An 18,794-nucleotide genomic window follows, 5' to 3' on the forward strand; every position below is an offset into this window, starting at 1 on the left:
TTGACGAATCTCTTTTTATGATCCGGAACATATAATGATACATACTGAATTGCTTGCAATGCTGCTTAATTTTTGGTACCTTGAAATCCTATTTTATCCATTAATCATGACCTCACAATGGCCGATACCGTAATACTATCTGAAGGAGCAGAATTTGACCACGTTATACAAGAAGTTTCAAAGTATATCCACCTGTATGTAATGGCATTCCAAAAAGATGAAAGAACCATTACCCGCGTTGATAAACGTGAAGGTATGTATGGCGGAAAAGGAACCGTTTATATGTTACAAATGTTCGGCGATAAAGAGCTAGCCAATAATCGCCTGGCTGCTTATATGGTCTTGCTGAACAAAGGAGACGAATCCGGATATCATAGCCACCATGCAAGAAATGAAGAAGAACTTTATGTCGTTGTTCATGGAACAGGAGAATACCGGGAAAGAACAGGAACTCACGGACCCGAGCGTAAAAAAACACTTCAGAAAGGTGATATTACAGCCATCAGTTCAATAGGTTATCATTCCATCGAAAACACAGGCGATGAACCTTTGATCATGTTTGTTATTACGACTAACAATCCCTAGATCAATGTGCTAAAGCCGGAAATTCCTCCTATGATCAGTAATAGGAACTATACTCTTTTCTTCTTTACAAATACAAACTCCAGAAAGCAGAAAAACTTGCCAATATTTTTATAATATCGGACTCAGTATTCCCTTGGCTATATTTAAAATACCATCTATTTCCTTTTGCATAATCATTTTCTCGAATTATTTTCCAAATGATCTACCATGATTTGGGATCATATTACACCAGCACAACTAATACAGTACAAACGGTTTTGTTCACCAATTTATTTCCTATATTTTTGGTATATGCCTGTCATTATGCTATCAATACCTTATTCTATTTCGTAGAATTACTTACTTACATTACAGATGAAATTGGTAAAAGAAATTACTTCTGACACAAAATTGGAGATTTATAATACTATTATCAATTGTTTTTATCTCTTTCTCTAAACAAAAGGTTCAGTGATATAATCAATGTAACTGGTATACTTTATTATACTGGTAACAAAAGTATATCATTTTTACTATAAATTTGTCTGAGAATTATAAAATATAAACAATGAATATAACACATTTAGAAAAATTAACAATCACAGACGATATAAGAACAGTCATGGCAAAATATGTCCGTCATGCCGACAGCAAAAACTTCACTGAACTTGCAAATTTATTTACGGAGAATGGAATATTTACTCCATTAGATGTTAACGGTGAAACACTCGTCCAAATGGCAGGGAGAAGAGAAATAGAAAATAAGATTTCGGAAAGTGTGGGAAATGCGACAGCAATTCATCATTTATTTTCTTTTGAAATAGACATCGAATCTAAAGAAATGGTCCATGCAGTATTTTCTATGGAAGATCATCTCATAAGACCGGAAAATGAAGAAAATATATTATTGAAAGACAGCAATGTACCAGTATTTAGAACATTACATGGTTTTGGACATTATCATGGTGATTTTGTTAAAATCAAAGACACATGGTTTATAAAAAAACTCATACAAACCAGATTAAAATTAGATTTCACATATTAAAAAAAGAAAAATGAATACAGACTTAAAACCTTTCGAAATTAATGTATCCGGGGAAATCCTTAACGACCTGGAAACCAGATTAAAAACAACACGTTGGTCAGAGGATTTAAATAATGAAGATTCTTATTATGGCATCAGTACTGCATACCTCAAAGATATTGTTCATCATTGGATTAATAGTTATGACTGGGAAGCAGCACAAAAGGAACTAAATTCTTTTAACCAGCATAAAATAGAAATTGATGGCCAGGCTATCCATTTTATTTACGAAAAAGGTAAAGGACCAAATCCTACACCGATTATCCTATCTCATGGCTGGCCTTGGACTTATTGGCATTGGAGTAAAGTCATTCGCCAGCTTACCGATCCGGCTTCCTACGGTAGAGATCCTGAACAGTCATTTGATGTGATTGTCCCATCGCTTCCTGGGTTTGGTTTTTCTACGCCTGTAAAAGATGGAGAAATGAATTTTTCGAAGATGGCAGAACTTTGGCATAAACTGATGACAGAAACTTTGGGTTATAAAAAATATGCTGCTTCAGGAAGTGATTATGGAATGCTGGTAACCGCTCAATTGGGACATAAATATGCAGAAGAGCTTATCGGTATCCATTTGGGACAGGAAATGCCATTAACAATTTTCCAAAGCGAAAGACCATGGGACTTAACAGAAGGACAGATGATACCTAAGGAAGCCTCTCCCGAGCTACGTGAAGGCATCATCAAGTTCCAGCGTACCTATGCTTCCCATGTTGCAGTCCATATGCTTGATGCTCAGACCATCACACATGGATTAAATGACTCTCCTGTTGGAATGTTGGCATGGATTCTACAACGTTGGAAAAGATGGAGCGACATCCATGGAAATTTTGAAGATGTTTTTTCGAAAGATGATATCATTACATTTGCCATGATCTACTGGGTAAATCAGGCTATTGGTTCTTCTATACGTGTTTATTCGAATGCTAACAGATATCCCTGGAAGCCATCACATAATAGAACTCCAATAGTAGAAGCTCCAGCGGGATTTACTTTCCTTACAGGAGACGCTTACCCGCCTCTGGGTACTGAGGAAAACCGTGTTGGTATTTTCGAAAACGGTCCTATGGCATCACAATTTAACACAATCTATGCTAAAGCATTTAAAAAGGGTGGACACTTTGGTCCATGGGAAAATCCAGAGGCCTTTATTGAAGGTATAACAGATACTTTTAGATTACTTAAAAATTAAACGTACACGCAAGGCCTACTTATTCCAAATCCTTGTAAATACCCAAAATTCTTAACCCCAATATGTGTTGGAATCAATTCATAAGGGGTTATTTTTTATTATCATTACTAAACGCCAGGAAAGATGCCTGTAATTCTTCTTCTGTTTCAGGTAACTGAACTTTTAACCCCCATTTAATCCGAGATTGAATGCTTTCCGCAAAAGGTTTGAAGGTTTCATTGTATTTTTTGAAAGCAGTTTTATAATCATCATTTGCATCAAGCTCCTTTGCTAACAAAGTCGCGCCTTGCAATGCGAGACTTGTACCCATTCCCGTAAAAAAACTTGGCGCATGCGCAGCATCACCAACCAGGGCTACACGTCCTTTAATCCAGGTCGGCATATGGATCTGGTTCGCCTCATCAAAATATAAATCGTCGGAATGAAGCATGGAATCTAAAATTTCAGGAATTTTCCAATTCGTATTGTTCCCAAAATATTCTTTCAGAATTTGTTTTTGTTGTTCTGTATTTCTGTAATTCCAATCCAGTTCCGGAGCTCTGAACATCAGTATTGCATTAGCTCCATCTTTGAAATGGTATATTACAGCCTGCTTACCCAGCTCACGATATACGATTCCCGTATTACCTGACCTGCCTGTTTGTATATGATCTGCTTTGGTAAAAGCAAAGTAAACACCGAAAAACTTTTTGAAATTTTCTTCAGCACCAAACACCAGTTTTCTTACTATTGAGTGGGTGCCATCTGCCCCAAATACAAAATCAAAACTTCTGTTCTCCCCCTTTTCAAAGGATATCTCAATACCATCTTCATGTTGTATCAATGTCTTTATGCTGTTTCCGAAAATAAATTCTACCTCCTTCTTAGGTACAATATCAAAAATAAGTTCTACCAGGTCACTGCGATGGATTTCAATATCACCAAGATATTCTTCCATTGCATTTATTGAAAAACGACTCAATGTGTCGCCTTTAGCATCCACGATTTCATCGGTATGGATAAACTCACGGTCTTTAATTTTTTGTAATATTCCCATTTCTTTTACCACATCCAGTGCTTTACCCCGGACATCGATAGGTGAACCTCCTTTCCGAAGACCTTTACCTATTTCTACGACAGTTACCTCATAACCATATTTGTTTAACCAATAAGCCAAAGTTAATCCGGCGAAACTTGCACCTGATATCAAAACTTGTTTTTTCATAACTTAAGAATTTAATTGTTCTATAACATTTGTTATATCAAAATTACCGGTAACTTTACGATTAAAACACCTCAATAACTACTAAAAATAGTCGTAAAAACATGAAAGACGAAGATCATAAAGCTATAGACAGCAGAATTCTTGAGTATGCAAGCAAGGTAGGACTGACGACAAAAGATGAGCTACAGCATTTCGAGGTCAAACTTTTTAAAGCTTTTATTTTTTTACCCGATATGGCGCTGCACTTTGGTTCAATGATCGCTAAAAAGAATTTTACACGACAAACTGCAACATCCGTGATTAAAGACAGTATTGGTTTTTTATTTTACAACATCTTTGAAGATCATAATCAAAATACGTCCGGTACAATCAAACCGCCTTCAGATGCCACATTTGTACGTATATTTCCATTTACGATACCACAAAAAATTCATTTCATAGAAAATACACAGGCTACCTATGTTTCAATTAGCATCAGTGCCGAGTATTTGAAGAGTTTTTTAAAAGAGGAATCCGAATATTTTCAGTTTCTTTTCGATAATACCAACAGCTTTCTGATTGAAGAATTGATGACCGATGATATTTTGCGCACCGTAAATGATATTGTAAAAAAAGAAACTCCGGCAACAATGAGAAGCTATTACTATAAAATCAAGGCTATGGAGTTGCTTTTTTATTTATTTGAGAGTTTACGAAAGCGGGAAAATTCTACCCATCAAAAACTAAGTCGGAAGGAAATACAATCTATTTATCAGGTACGCGACAAAATTGTTTCCTCATTAAGCCAGCCAACCAGTATTGCAGAACTGAAACAAATGGCCGGAATGAACGAACTTAAGCTCCGCCGGATATTCAAGCAGATCTTTGGTATGGGAATTTACGATTACTATCAGCACCTACGTATGAAAGAAGCTGCACGGCTTTTGCGGGATGAAAAACTGTCGGTATCAGAAACAGGCTATCAAATGGGGTTTGAAAACCTAAGTCACTTTTCAAGGGTATTTGAAAAGCATCTGGGTAAAAAACCGAAAAAATATAGTCATGATATGAAATAGAGGAAGATATTTTTAGTAGTTTGAGATTGTGACCAATATATATCTGTGTGTAATTAAAAAATATTAATCAAACAAACTAATTGTTTATACACATTTCGAGAAAAGTAGTATCATGATTAGTGAATGATTTTGTTATATTTTAGCAAATAAGAGATTTCCAAGTGATCACAAAAAAACAGGAAGGAAAAATTCCCTCCTGATTATAAATAATGTAAAGTTCAAAATTAAAGGCAGAGCATTTATTGTAATATTCTGTAATTAGCCACTTGTTAAATTACATCTTAAATATCAAATTTTTATTTACTTTTTTTTGTCATAGAATATCTCCTTACAAGAGAATTAATCATATTTTCTTAAACTATAATAACCAACATAATCATTTAAAGTTATTATGAATTCATCTTCAAACATTCTGTACAATATTGTATATCTCTCAGATGAATTTAAATTTGTTAAAAACAATAAAAACTGTCCATTTTTCGCTTTTAAATACTCTTTTTGGATATCCTCAATGTTTTTCAAATTAATATTATTATCAATTTCACTAAAATTGATTAGATAATCTGCTCCTTTATATTTTGTTAAATCATTAACTTTTACAACCTCATTATGGAGAAAAAGAGCTTTTAAAAAATCTTTCAAACTGGAATACTTATTCGAATATTCATCTTTATAAAGCTCAAACAATAAATCAATATTAGTTTCTAAAATTTTATTATTATCAATTGCTAAATATAGCCTATAATTAAAATGTGGAGACGGTAATCCATTTTCAATAGAAGATAATTTATCAACTAAAATTTCTTTTTTAAATTCACTCTTACATGAAGAAAACACTAGTAAAAGTAATAGCAGCAAATTTTTTAAAGATATTTTCATAATTATCTGCGTTTTTTATCTTGATTAGCAGGTATTATATAATTTTGAGGATTTGGATTAATCCGCACTCCTCCATAGGTAGTTCCTCCCCTAGCGCGAGCGTCACGCTCGTTGCCCCATTCACATCACAAATTTAAATCTATTTCCAGAATTTTCTGGCCGTCATTACAGTAGTTTATTACACTACCCTATTCCATTTGTATATTTCTGCTACAAAGTTACTTTCAGGTTCATTAATCTTAAATACTAAAAATAAAAATCCAAGAAAGTGTACCTTCTCGGATTTATATATAGATTGTTAATCTTTATTCGGACACGAGCGTGACGCTCGCGCCAGCAGGTGGTTACTAACTCTCCTTAATTTTTATAAAAACTTTGATACACTCTAATTTATAATAAAAGAATAAACATCAAATTACCTATCAGATTGCTTCTCCTTTCGGTTCGCAATGCCTATTATTTTCCGATACAAAAATAGTATATTATGAATATCAATTAGTTAAGAAAAATAGTAACAATATAGAATCAAATGATTTGAATTTTGAAATTTTTCATCAAAATTTCGTCAACTTCCAAGTTACAAAAATATTCATATAGATATTATATAGTAGTGCAATTTGTCATTGTAAAATTCTGAGCATTTTATCTCCATTACACACACTACTAAAAATTGTGGAAAATTATTATTTTGAAAAAAGAATACATAGAATTACTTGATACCATTTTAAACATATAGAATAATAAAGCTGTTGATTAAGTACTATGCCAGGAAAAGAACACTTTATCACCTCACTACTATATATTAATATTCGTGGTTATTTATAAGATGAGTGGGTGATACCTGTTTTGCTTCATATTGTGAACATATTGAAAAGATTTCAAAAAAATAACTGAACTTCAAATACGTCCGAAAATATTTACTCTAATTTCCAAAGACGGGGGTACTACCAAAAACTTGCCCTATGGTGGGGTACTTTTGCTTAGATACCTTCTATATTGACTGATATTAAGTATATTTGAAAATATAGAAAAATAATATGGCAAAGAAAGGTGGTGACTTTGAAATAATTGCAATTGATTTTCTTGAGAGAATCTTCCAAGATTTAGATTTTGAAGTTGTAAGAAAAAGAATACAAAAAACAGGTTCTCAAGATGGATTTGATAACCTTATAGAAATAGTTGATAGAAAATTTAAAACTTACACTATTTATTCTGAGTGCAAAGACTATTCAACTACTCTTAACTATACTATGGCTATTGAAAAAATTCCACATATTATTTCAACGCATAAAAAAATTGATTTGCTCCTTTTCATTTCACCGCATGAAAATTTTTCAAATACCAATGAAGATTCAAAACTGGAAAGTTTTTATGAAATAATAGGTGATGAATGCCCAATTGAATTTCTAACACCTGAATCATACATTAAAGAGTATTTTTCGTTGTATCCTGATTTATTCAAAAGGATTTACAAAGAGGCTATAGATGAAATTTCAATTGAAAACAGAACAAAACTTTTAGAAAAGTTCAAAAAACTAATTTTTTCTGATAAAAATCTAAAAAAAACTATAATTGAAGAAGAAGATAGAAATTTATTTATTGATGACTTGAAGAAAGATGAATATCATGTTTCTCGTTCTTTTAGAAAATATCAAGAAAGAGAAAGGTTTGTTTTTGACAATCCTGATTACGAAATTAAGCTAGAGGAACAATTAAATAAATCAAGGTTTGGAGTTATAGTACTCGGAAACCCAGGAAGTGGCAAAAGTCATGAATTAAAAAACTTTGCCATAGAACTTTGGGAAAATAGAGATGCTAATAATAAAATTCCGAGATTTCGTATCCTAAAAAACTTTTCATCTGAAACAAAATTTACAGATTTACTTCCTGAGAATTACAAAAACATCTCAAACCTTATAATTATATTAGATGGAATTGATGAAATTCATGACATTACAAATTTTACTGTTAAATTAAGAGCATTTATTTATGATAATCAACATATTATTGAGTCAAATCAAATCAAGTTCGTTGTTAGTTGTAGAACAAATATTTACAATAATCATATAAAAAGCATTGATGGTTTTGACATATGTTTTATTAATGAAGTTCCTGAGAATTTAGCTGTCAACTTTCTAAATAATAAGTATAATCTTGATGTAACGAAAGATGAAAGATTTAGTTATTGGAAATTTAGAGATATACTACAAACTCCTTTTTATTTAGAATTACTCGGACAACATTATTATAATACACATGAAATTTTATTAAATAAGTCAAAACTTTTAGAAACATATGTAAAAAACAGGTTGAATGATGATGAGAAAATTAAATATTTAAATGATAGCTCATTTAGCAAAGCAGAAATTCTAGAGTATTCTAAAAAAATTGCATTGTCAATGGAGGCAATGCAAAAATCCTTTATCTCAACAAGTCAATCTTTTGGATTATGTGAAAAAAGAATAGATTTGCCAAAGAACTCATTTCTTCAACAAAATCTTGATGAAACATGGAGTTTTGAGTACAAAAACATACAAGAATATTTTGTCGCAAAAACTTTGTCTCAATTAGATTTTGAACAAATAATTAATTTCATACAAATTGATTCTAACACCCTTAAAGTTCATCCAACTTGGTATAATGTTGTATCATTTTTATTAAACTTAGAATTAGCAAAAACCGATTATGAAAACTTAGTAGACTGGATAATTGAAAATGATTTAGAATTGATTTTTCAAGTAGATTCTGACAGAATCCATCCAGATATTCGTACAAAATGTCTGGTTAAGAGATTTACAGAAATTTGTATAGAAGAAACTTTGTGGTTGGACGGAATATCTGAAATTGCAAGATTTTCTAATACAGAAAATAGTGTAAATTATTTAATTTCTCAAATAACAAATATATCAAACCATTCAAGAGCAAGAGTAACAGCTATGGAGCTTTTATCACACATGAGCTTCTCAACGGAACAAATAAATATAATTGGAAGTACAATATTAAAAATAGTTTCTGAATTTCAATCTAGTAAAGAAAGAAACATTCTGTTTTTACAAAACATTTTAAAACTATTCAAAAACCCAACGTTTACATCTACTTCTACCTTCTATTCTAAAATATTTAAAAAGTTACAGTTAGAAAATGATAAAGATATTATTCTTAATTTATTAAAAACAATGCCCCAAGAAGTAACAGAAAAAAATCTTAAGTATATTCTCAATGCTTTAGACATCTCTTTACGGGAAGAATTTGAAGTTGTAAGCTACAAACATACCTCTACATTGAAACATTATGTTTTTGAATTATTAAAACACATTGAAAATTCTAAATCATTACTAATTATCTACACTTATTTAATTAAAAATTACGAAATTGTTGATAGTAAAGATTATGATACATGTGAATTTTTAGACCACTTAAATCAAAAATGTTGTGATAAAAAAGAAATATGCAATGAACTTGTCGAAATAATCTCAAAAACTGTTATTAATGATAAAATATCTTTTTATGCTGATAATTTATTAATTGAGATAACAATATCTTGTGAACTTAATATTCCCATTTTAAGAAAATACTGCATAATAATTCTTTAGAAAACTACGATACTATCCTTTTTTTGTCAAAAATTTTAAAAGAAGATTTATTTTGTGAAATTTTAGAAGTTTATAAAGAAGGCAATATTAAGGATGATTTTCTCACAAATTTTCGCAATTTGATTCGTGGCAATGACTTTCAGTTAAGTTTACTTTTTGAAAATTATATAGAATCAACTTTAAGCTATAAATTTAATGAAAAACTGACAATAAATGAATACGAAAGTAGGACCGAGTTTTATTTTCTTAAAAGACAAAGAGAGTTTGACATATTGTTAAATTTTGAAGCTTTGCGGGATGAAATATTATCCATTTTTAATTTATGTAAAAAGAAACAATTTTTAATAAAAGATTGGAATGATTTTTATAAAAAGTACTCAACTAATTATAATATTTATAAAAATATCACAAAAAATTCTACACAAATATTAAAAGACTTTATATTAGATAAAAAAAATGGTAAAGCAGTAAAAGATTTAGAGATACCAAAACTTATTCTCAATTATGAACTTGAGATAATGAGAGCTGTTGAAAATTTTTTACCAAAAAGAAATGATACAAGTATTCTATTAACAAATGAGCAAAAATTAGTAATTGAAATATGGTGTAAAAATAATTTAGAAAAATTAAAAGAAATATATGGTCAGAAAATATCTGCATGTATAGAAAAAACGTCAAGTAAAAGAGACTATTTATTGTTCAACTTGTTATATCTATTTCAGAAATATTTTAAATTCAATATTGAGGAAGAATTTTTATTAGAAATGATAAGTTTAAATATCAGACATAAATTAAGCTTAGACTATTTTCCTGAAAATTTTGACTTGGAAAAAGTAAATTTAAGGATTATTCAAAATATTAATCATGAAAATGATTTAACAAATATCTACATTTATTTGAAGTACTTAGTTAATTCCAAAAAGAACCTTGATAAAGTTACAATTGATATAAAAGCCAAGATTATTAATTCCTTTAGTAATAATAATTATTATTATCCTCAAAAATTGATTGAACTACTATATTTCAAAGATATTAAATTCATAGATGAAATTATCAATATCGAAAACTTAGGGATTAAAGATGGTAATTTTTTAGATGATATTTTAAGTATGTTAATTAGAAATGAAAATTCAAATTATGCTGAGAACTACATTTTAAAGCATTATAATTACCTAATTGAGAATCAAATTATGATGAAATCATCCTTAATTAAGTTATTGATAGATTGTAATTCTGAACATGGATTCAAAAAGCTACTTGTAGTTCTTGAAAATAATATTTTCTCATATCAAGAAATTGAAAAAAGTTTTAAAAACTCAAATTGGCAAAACTTCTCAAATAAGAATTCAATTAATGACTTGGTGAAAATTCTAGAATTAGCAATGACAAAAAGAGAAATTATAAAATTGGAAAGTAATTTTTCTCCTCTCAGAATCACATATGAAGTTGTTATTAATATATGTCAAAAAAATGATTTAAAAACTTGTGAAGAGGTTTTAACAATAATAAACAATATTAATATTAAAGAAATCAAAAAGCTTAATGGAGATTTATTTTACCTTAATCAATTAAAGAAAGATTTAAAAGATATTATTTATAACCATAAGTCAAAAGCATTTAATTTTTCTGAAACCTTAAAATTGATAAAAGACTACAATTATATTTTTTATTAATAATAAAAAATTAAGGCACAAAATTTGTAGTTTTGCGCCAAGACATCAACGAAAAAAATAAAAGTGTAAAACTTTTGCTTTTGTTCTGTGAATCGGCAAAATTCTTAAATGTTACAAAACGCAAACAGTTTAGCGCACTTGTCATATAGGCAAGTGGCTTATCCTGTTTTTATGTAACATAGGCTTTGCCGAGCCTTCAGAACTAAAAGCAAGTGAGAACCACTTGCTTTCTTGTTACATAAAACAAAATATATGACATCAATTCCAGATTTAGAAAGAAAAAAAGACTACAAAGAATTATCTAAAATTCTTTACACGGACGGCGTTATTCCGCATTCACATTTATTAGAAAACCGAGACGCTAAAGTTCTAACGTATAAAGAATTTATACGACGTACAATTATAATGCTTGATGAAAATTACAACAGGTTATTAAGAAATGATTGTGAAAGAAATCTTGAAGATTTAAAATACACTAGTTTATTACTAATAGATGCTTATAATACCGTCGGTGGTATTGGTGACCCTATTTTTTATGATGAAAAACAATTTCCAAATGAAGGAGCATTAACTAGACTGATGTTCAACCCAACAATTTTTTTTCTAACCCGTGAACTATATATCAATATTGAAAAATATAAACAACAAAACAAATAATATGAAAAAATTACTTTTTACACTTTCATTGGCAGTCTTGCCATTATTCTCATGTTCATCATCTGATAATGACGAACAGACAACTAACCCTACAACCATAAACAATAGCAAAATCAATCCACCTTCATGGATAATGGGTAAATGGACGAGTTATTTAGGAGGTACGGCTTACCAATCATACACATTCTCAAACGGAGATATTGTTATGTCTATGAGTGGATATTCGCAGAGCTATAAATACATAGCTGACAACGGAGGATATTCTCAAACTTCAAGCGATACGGAATTTACTTTCACTCTTGCTAATGGCGGAGTTTCACAAACATTCAAATTCAAGAAAGTAACAGCAACAAAACTCAACTTTGACAACGGAAACGGAATTACAGAATTTATTAAAGAATAACAAAATGAAAAAATTAATCTTTACTTTACTATTGACAGTACCAACACTTTATTTTGCACAGGACACTCAAAAAGACAAGAAATGCGATTTACCTTCAAACTATCAAGAACCAATTCCTGATAAGAAAATTCAGTCATTTTTGAAAAAAGTTGATGCAACTATTTCAGACCTCAGGAAACATGTTGCGATAGATAATGATTGTGACGAAAGTGATGTAGTTTTCTTGCGTATTTCAGAGCAAAAAGGAAATGGGATTTATGATGTATGTGCAAATGGTAAGCCTGTGAAATATAAAAGAATGGGCTCTGTTTTCATGAAAAATAGTGAAAACCCGTTTGATACTAAATGACAACCTTTAAGTAGATGTACATTATCATTATCAGGTGAAGTAAATAAACAAGATTATAATATTTTCTACTTTATAATTTTAACTTTAAATATTTGTATTTTAATGTATTATTCAAAAAAAATGAATTTTTAGCCAATTAGGCGAGAGGATAAATACCGTAAAAATACGGATGTATCTAATATTTTTTTTGTCGATATTGTGTCAGTCAATTTTTATGAAATTTTTATGAAAGATAATTATAATTTTTCAATCAATCTTAGATGTCAAACTTGCGGTAACAGCGATTTTGAATACAATGAGGATAGAACATGGGTAAAATGCAATAATTGCAATCGTGAGTATAATGGTGGATATGAAGAACTGGTCGAGGCTAACAAATCAGAAATTGATGATGAAGTTTCAAGAATGAAAAAGGAAGTAACTGAAGATTTGCAGAACGACATTAATAAAATGTTAAAAAATGCTTTTAGTGGCAACAAAAATATAAAATTTAAGTAAAATGGTTTTGCAAATTTTTGCCCTTTGCATATCAATAAGTTCATTGGCTTTAGCAGCTTTCACCTATTTTAAACATGATGCTAAGTTAAAAAAGCAAAGTGCTTTATTAAATAAATTTCAACTTGAAAAGATTACGAAGGAAAAAGATGATGAAAAAAAAGCAAAAGTTGAAGCAAATATTTTACAAAAAAGTAAAGGAGCGAGAGTTATTAAGGTTTATAACAAAGGTAAATCTACAGCAAAAAATGTTACAATTCACTTCCCAAATTTAGTAGGATTGCAAGTTGTTACTAATCCTTTTCCACTTGATATTAAACCACAAAACTCTTATGAAATAGTACTATTTTTAACAATAGATGCTCCAGACACTACGAAAATTGAATTTGAGTGGCAAGATGATTTTGCCGAAAAAAATTTAGAATACCAGATTTTACAATTTTAAAAAATAAATGAATGAAAATCCTATTTAATGTAGATTATCTGTCAAAACGATTAGATACAATTAGAAAAAATATTATTAGAAGATTCGAAACTTTTCCAGAAGGTGAGATTTTAAATCTTGACCAAGATAAAATAATAGAATCAAATCTTAAAATGTATCAAGTAAAAAACTTATCCATCGATTTCACAAGTAGAAAAGCAGATATAAAGATGGTAACTTTACGAAGACAAGAGTTACCTCCTCAGATAAGCTTTTCCATGGCAGCGGGAGAAAAGATTGATTGTGCAAAGGTGACATATTCTTATAATATTACAGGAGACGAAGAATATTTTTATTTACGTCCATCAAAATTTTACGCCCAAAATAAAACGGCTTCTACTATCGAACAAAAAAAACTTATCGTTCATATACAAACCTATTATGGTTCTGAGTCTTTAAGTGACAAAGTTAAAAATGAAGTTAAAGGTATTATTCAACGGTTTGAAGATGAAGTAAAACCAAATTTAGAAAGTATCAATCAGGAAATAAATGACTTCAATGAAAGCCTTCCAAAGCTCATGACGGAATTAATCAATGCAAGAAAATTGAAGATTAACGCTCGAAAAGATACTGAAAATGACTTGAATAATTTCTAAATCATAAATTACATAATAAAAGTAGGAAAATAATTTCCTACTTTTTTGTTGTAACAACAGTTACGGTAACTTATACAATGTCCGTAAACTAACTATCTAATAACTCTCCAAACTTACTATCCATCAGGTCTAACAGTATGTTTTTATGTTCCAATAAATTATTTTTATCAAAATATGGATAGACTTTTTTTGATTCAATTTTGAATTTATCGTCATCCAATTCCGACCAAAATTTATGGGCACAATATTTATAAAGTTTGTTTTTCTTGTAACTTGTGAACTGACCGTTTTCAATATCATCTACACACATTAGCTTAAATTTAACAAGATTGTATAGCTTATCATACAAGAAAATAAGATTATCCCTATCTTCCAAATCAGTTAGCATAAAGATTCCATTTTTATTAAATTCTCTCTTATCTAAAAACTTAACTTCAACTCTCAAAATATTCTCTCCATTACATTGTTGTCTACCTTTGTGATAAATTTTCAGTCTGTAATTACCTTTTTGAAATTCTTTATACACTTGTTCATCATTGGGTGGAGGTAATTTTGACGCAGGGCAAAAATCGTAAAGCACACATTCATTCAGAATAAAGTGGTCTAAATCAAAAGGTACTCTTAAATTCAAACCAAATTCTAAACCCTGTGAAAGATGTAGATTTTCAGGAGAAATTTTAATTTGTTCCTCCAAAAAATCAATGGAATTTACAATCGCCGAGCGACTAAAATCATTATAATTTCCATCAATGTTATGCACAAATTTATTATAAAAATGATGTAAGGAATTATGAATATATGCACCTTGATTGGTAATTTTTAGTTCCATATTTTCAAATTCATTTTTGTATGTTTCATACAAAACAGCTTCATTTTTAGTTTTATCAAATCGAGAATAGCTGATTTTTTCGAGATTGTAGTTTTCTTTCATAATTCCAAGAATTTCATTTTTATCGGAAAAATATGCTTTGATGTAATCTATCATGTCTACAGAATTAAGATTAAACATATTTTCTATTATCAAATCCCTGATTTACTTCAGTACTTATCATTGAAATTGATTTGTACTGTGTTCCTGAAGCAATCTCTTTGATTAATTCACGCTTCAAAACAAGAAACTTATTGGTAATCTTGCATTTGTAAGCAGGAATTAAACCTGAATTAATCTTTTGAACTATTACTCGCTCGTTCATATCGAGAAGTTCTGCAACATCTTTTACTGTTAAAACAGCTTTTGAAAGAGCTATCTCACTCAATTTTTCTAATTCTGTTGCATAAGCAGTTAAGTATTTAGTTACTTCTGTCTGCACCAATTTTTCGATTATAGAACCGAAATTTTCGTTATGGCTGGTTTTCGCCGTCATGATTTCGTTTGTCATGAATCGGTTACATCAATAACTTAGCGAGTATGCCAAAAACGAAAAAACTCCTACCTTACAGTAAGAGTTTTAAGTATTTGATTTTAAGAACATTATAATTATAATAAATTACTATTTGATTAATCAGCTCAAATTTTATCGGAAAAAATGAAAAAAAATGAAAAAATTTTCAAAGGTGGAGTGAAGATTATGCGATAATTTTTTTCAATAAGTCAAATGTGCTTTCAAGGTCAGTTAAAATTTTAAAATTTGTTGACTTCTTTTTGCTTTTAAGTTCTTCTCTTGAAATCTCCGAATTATTTTTAAGAATAAAATAATCAGCCAAAATTTTCCAATGCTCTCCTTCTGCATCCTGAATAATTTTATCATCTTCCATTATTTTATAAAATGTGGCTAAAGATGTAATATCTTTCTCCCAAAGGATTTTTGGTAATTCTCGTCTTTTGTTGTCAAAGAGGTCATAAACCTGTTCAAAAGTGGTTATCTTAGAAATGAATCCTTTTTCTATCAAATTTTGTTTAATGGATTCAACAATTTTTGTTCTTGCTTCCATATCTTTTAAATTCCGATAGGTTTTTCTGGGTGCAAATCTAAAGGACTGAACCTCTTTTTTTGAAGGGTAAACAAGTTTTTTTAAATCTTCAAAATTTTCAGTTGTAAGATAATCTACAAAATTTGAATAAAAGTCTCTAAACACTTCTAAATAAACCTCTTTAACAGCCATTCCATATTTTGCAAAGACATTTTTCTCTTTCCTAATTGCATCATCTAAATCGTAGTAATCATTGAAAAGTATTTCTGTAAGCTTGTTTATGTATAAATACTTATTTTTAGAAACAATATATTCGTGTCGGAGTAATTTCTGAGATTTAATTTTCTCGTCTATTAAAGCATTATATAGTGGCTCAAAAAAGGAAATTGTTTTTAATTCTCCATTTTTATCTGCGATTTTCATTCTTCCTTCAACTTTATACTCAAACTCATACTCCTTAATATTTATAAAATAATGATAAGCAATAAGATAAAAATAATCTCCTCTAATAAATATATTTCTAAACATATCAAAATTCTCGATTTTTTCTTCATCAATCTTCAATGTCATTATAGGTAAACTTTTTTTATCCAAAAAGAAATATCTAAGCCTGAAAAATGGGTACATACCAAATTCGGTGGTATCTGTATGACCTTCTTCGTAATTTTGAAATAATGATGAAAATGTAAAATCATCATCTTGAATTGGTAAAAAGTCTATCATAGTCCTAAAATAATATTATTAATAGTACTTATTTTTCGTTTATCAACAATTTTTGCGTAAATCTCTGTAGTACTAACATTTTTATGTCCCAACATTTTTGAAATTAAATAAATATCTGCACCTGCCTCTAATTGTGCTACAGCGTAAGAAGTTCTGAAATTGTGAAATGTTACTTTCTTCTCAATTTTTGCTTTTAAAAGCCATTTTCGTAAATTGTCATTTAGAGAATGGTAAGCAATTCTTTCAAAAACAAAATCAGTATTATTTTTTCTATCTCCCATTATACTAATTGCTTCTTTAGAAATTGGATGATATTGAAATACTGAAGTCTTTTTCATCCTGAAATCTATAAAATCAGTTTCATGTCGTCTTACAACATCTTCCCACTTCAAATTTGATATATCCGAGTATCTAAGACCTGTTAAAAGAGCGAAAACACAGTATTTTTTCAAAACTCCATCAGGAAACTCAGTTCCAAATAAAGTTCTACATTCATCGAGTGTTAGAAAATTCTTCATCACTTCTTCCTCTTCAATCCAATCTATTTTTCCTTTGAAATTTTCAGAAAGATAATTTTCTTCATAAGCTATTTCTAAAACTTGTATAAACCTGATAAAATAACTTGCTGCTGAATTTCTACTAATTTTATGTGTTGTACTTTTTAGCCGATAAGCATTAAGCAATCTAGATTTAAAATCTTCAATTAGAGTTTTGTTAATATCTTGAAACAAAACATTTCCATAAAACTTAACAAAGTGTCCATAACAACTACTCCACGCTCCTTCAGAATTAGTTGCATTCTGAGCTTTTTTCTTAAAATATTCTGTAAAGATTTTACTTCTATTTTCTGTCAACTCCAAAGTCTTCAGTTCTGCTTCTGTATAAATATCTGGACTAATTACCTCCTTAAACCTCTTTGCTCTGTACAGCTCAATCATCTCATTAGTCTCCTTATTATGGTGTTTTTGAGCAGGAGTCAAAGTTAATTTCTTAGGATTACCTTTTTTATCTGTTAAAATTTCAATTTTTGACTGCTTCTTCCCATTTGCATCTGTATAATATACAGTCTCACTTTGAAATTCATTATAAATAAAATAGCTCGTTTTTTCATAGCGAGTCTTTTTTCCAGTTTTTCGATTGAAAACAGGAGGATAAAAATTTAGTGAAAGATTGCTCTTATTTCCTTTTACAAGTTTTTTTAGCACTGTTACTTTTTTACTCATTATTGAAAATTGTATTTACTAAGTTTTTGGGAACATACACATTTTTACCTTTTGGAATTTTCGGAATATTATGTTTTTTGCATAAATGATAAAATGAACCTGAACTTACTTTAAATGCGTCTAGGACTTCATTAATCGTGTAATAATTATCATCACAGAAATATGGTAAATTATATTGTTTTTCTTCGTTATTTTCGGCTTTTTGTCTAAAGAGTACATCTAAGTCAATTTTCCTAATTCTAACCGATTTAAAGCCTTCTAATTTGCTTAATCTGCCATCTTTTAACATTCGATAAATTGACGTTCTACTAATATTGAGTAAAAGCATAACTTCTTTGATGGATAAGTAATCTTTCTTTTGGATTTCTTCAATATCATAACCTTTAATTTGTACTTCCAAATCCTTATCACTCGCCTGAATCTTTTCATCACGCTTTCTCTTTTTGTAGAATTTCTTAGCACAGTCATCGGAACAGCATTTTGTTGTAGTTTTTTTAGCTACAAATCTATTTCCGCAGAATTGACAAATTTTATTGACTTCCATAACGTCTAAATTCTCCCCAAAAATGTTTCATATTGTTTCCCCATGTTTCCCATTGTTTCAAAATGTTACATTTTTTAACGATGAAATTACAAATTTTATTCCAAATCAAATTCATAGAAACGAAATAGAAACAAATAGAATATATATGTTCTGCAATATTAAATT

The 18,794-nt window shown here is 29.5% G+C and carries 19 protein-coding genes; 12 read left to right on the top strand and 7 right to left on the bottom strand.

The genetic code is table 11. The annotated features are described in order from the left end of the window. The first annotated feature begins 117 nt into the window (after window positions 1-117). The 3 genes from MTQ00_RS09445 (at window position 118) to MTQ00_RS09455 (ending at window position 2,840) form a co-directional block, all read left to right on the top strand. The gene (locus MTQ00_RS09445; protein ID WP_172279448.1) at window positions 118-585 is read left to right on the top strand and encodes a cupin domain-containing protein; all 468 of its coding nucleotides are present in this window, start codon (window positions 118-120) and stop codon (window positions 583-585) included. Window positions 586-1,132: 547 nt separating this feature from the next. Continuing rightward, a complete protein-coding gene (locus MTQ00_RS09450) occupies window positions 1,133-1,609 on the top strand; it encodes a nuclear transport factor 2 family protein (RefSeq protein ID WP_172279450.1) in 477 nt (158 codons plus the stop codon). A 10-nt stretch (window positions 1,610-1,619) separates the two neighbouring features. Beyond that, entirely contained in the window at window positions 1,620-2,840 is a 1,221-nt protein-coding gene (locus MTQ00_RS09455) for an epoxide hydrolase family protein (protein ID WP_273648600.1), read from the top strand. A gap of 88 nt (window positions 2,841-2,928) precedes the next feature. Here the strand turns inward: MTQ00_RS09455 and MTQ00_RS09460 are convergent, their stop codons facing one another. Continuing rightward, window positions 2,929-4,044, bottom strand: coding sequence for an FAD-dependent monooxygenase (locus MTQ00_RS09460; protein ID WP_273648601.1), 1,116 nt, complete (start codon window positions 4,042-4,044; stop codon window positions 2,929-2,931). A gap of 101 nt (window positions 4,045-4,145) precedes the next feature. Here MTQ00_RS09460 and MTQ00_RS09465 point away from each other — a divergent pair, with 101 nt between their 5' ends. Continuing rightward, window positions 4,146-5,099 carry an AraC family transcriptional regulator gene (locus tag MTQ00_RS09465; protein ID WP_273648602.1) on the top strand — a complete coding sequence of 318 codons (954 nt, stop codon included), beginning with the start codon at window positions 4,146-4,148 and terminating at the stop codon, window positions 5,097-5,099. A 339-nt stretch (window positions 5,100-5,438) separates the two neighbouring features. On the opposite strand, the gene MTQ00_RS09470 is transcribed toward MTQ00_RS09465, so the two are convergent. After that, complete coding sequence (locus MTQ00_RS09470) at window positions 5,439-5,978, bottom strand: hypothetical protein (protein ID WP_273648603.1); 540 nt, start codon at window positions 5,976-5,978, stop codon at window positions 5,439-5,441. A gap of 1,037 nt (window positions 5,979-7,015) precedes the next feature. Here MTQ00_RS09470 and MTQ00_RS09475 point away from each other — a divergent pair. The 8 genes from MTQ00_RS09475 to MTQ00_RS09510 all read left to right on the top strand — a co-directional run bounded on the left by MTQ00_RS09475 (window position 7,016) and on the right by MTQ00_RS09510 (window position 14,228). Beyond that, a complete protein-coding gene (locus MTQ00_RS09475; protein ID WP_273648604.1) occupies window positions 7,016-9,571 on the top strand; it encodes an NACHT domain-containing protein in 2,556 nt (851 codons plus the stop codon). Window positions 9,572-9,594: 23 nt separating this feature from the next. Beyond that, complete coding sequence (locus tag MTQ00_RS09480; protein ID WP_273648605.1) at window positions 9,595-11,244, top strand: hypothetical protein; 1,650 nt, start codon at window positions 9,595-9,597, stop codon at window positions 11,242-11,244. 252 nt (window positions 11,245-11,496) lie between these two features. Then, a complete protein-coding gene (locus MTQ00_RS09485) occupies window positions 11,497-11,901 on the top strand; it encodes a hypothetical protein (RefSeq protein ID WP_273648606.1) in 405 nt (134 codons plus the stop codon). A 1-nt stretch (window position 11,902) separates the two neighbouring features. Beyond that, window positions 11,903-12,304 carry a hypothetical protein gene (locus tag MTQ00_RS09490; protein WP_273648607.1) on the top strand — a complete coding sequence of 134 codons (402 nt, stop codon included), beginning with the start codon at window positions 11,903-11,905 and terminating at the stop codon, window positions 12,302-12,304. A gap of 4 nt (window positions 12,305-12,308) precedes the next feature. After that, on the top strand, window positions 12,309-12,653 hold the full coding sequence (locus MTQ00_RS09495) for a hypothetical protein (protein WP_273648608.1): 345 nt from the start codon (window positions 12,309-12,311) through the stop codon (window positions 12,651-12,653). A 225-nt stretch (window positions 12,654-12,878) separates the two neighbouring features. Next, a complete protein-coding gene (locus MTQ00_RS09500; RefSeq protein WP_273648609.1) occupies window positions 12,879-13,151 on the top strand; it encodes an ECs_2282 family putative zinc-binding protein in 273 nt (90 codons plus the stop codon). Window position 13,152: 1 nt separating this feature from the next. Continuing rightward, the gene (locus MTQ00_RS09505) at window positions 13,153-13,593 is read left to right on the top strand and encodes a hypothetical protein (protein WP_273648610.1); all 441 of its coding nucleotides are present in this window, start codon (window positions 13,153-13,155) and stop codon (window positions 13,591-13,593) included. Between the two features lie 11 nt (window positions 13,594-13,604). Continuing rightward, complete coding sequence (locus MTQ00_RS09510; protein WP_273648611.1) at window positions 13,605-14,228, top strand: hypothetical protein; 624 nt, start codon at window positions 13,605-13,607, stop codon at window positions 14,226-14,228. Between the two features lie 88 nt (window positions 14,229-14,316). On the opposite strand, the gene MTQ00_RS09515 is transcribed toward MTQ00_RS09510, so the two are convergent. The 5 genes from MTQ00_RS09515 to MTQ00_RS09535 form a co-directional block, all read right to left on the bottom strand. Further along, window positions 14,317-15,213, bottom strand: a complete 897-nt coding sequence (locus MTQ00_RS09515; protein ID WP_273648612.1) for a hypothetical protein — start codon at window positions 15,211-15,213, stop codon at window positions 14,317-14,319. Between the two features lie 16 nt (window positions 15,214-15,229). After that, window positions 15,230-15,607: a helix-turn-helix domain-containing protein gene (locus MTQ00_RS09520; protein WP_273648613.1), complete on the bottom strand. Its 378-nt coding sequence runs from the start codon at window positions 15,605-15,607 to the stop codon at window positions 15,230-15,232. Window positions 15,608-15,794: 187 nt separating this feature from the next. Further along, window positions 15,795-16,862 (bottom strand): hypothetical protein, encoded by a 1,068-nt coding sequence (locus tag MTQ00_RS09525; RefSeq protein ID WP_273648614.1) that lies wholly within the window; start codon window positions 16,860-16,862, stop codon window positions 15,795-15,797. Then, window positions 16,859-18,085, bottom strand: coding sequence for a tyrosine-type recombinase/integrase (locus MTQ00_RS09530; protein WP_273648615.1), 1,227 nt, complete (start codon window positions 18,083-18,085; stop codon window positions 16,859-16,861). Before MTQ00_RS09530 ends, MTQ00_RS09525 begins: the two co-directional genes overlap by 4 nt. After that, window positions 18,078-18,629 carry a helix-turn-helix domain-containing protein gene (locus tag MTQ00_RS09535; RefSeq protein WP_273648616.1) on the bottom strand — a complete coding sequence of 184 codons (552 nt, stop codon included), beginning with the start codon at window positions 18,627-18,629 and terminating at the stop codon, window positions 18,078-18,080. Before MTQ00_RS09535 ends, MTQ00_RS09530 begins: the two co-directional genes overlap by 8 nt. Between the last annotated feature and the right edge of the window lie 165 nt (window positions 18,630-18,794).

This window comes from Chryseobacterium sp. B21-037, from assembly GCF_028570785.1.
GTDB classification, from domain to species: domain Bacteria; phylum Bacteroidota; class Bacteroidia; order Flavobacteriales; family Weeksellaceae; genus Chryseobacterium; species Chryseobacterium proteolyticum.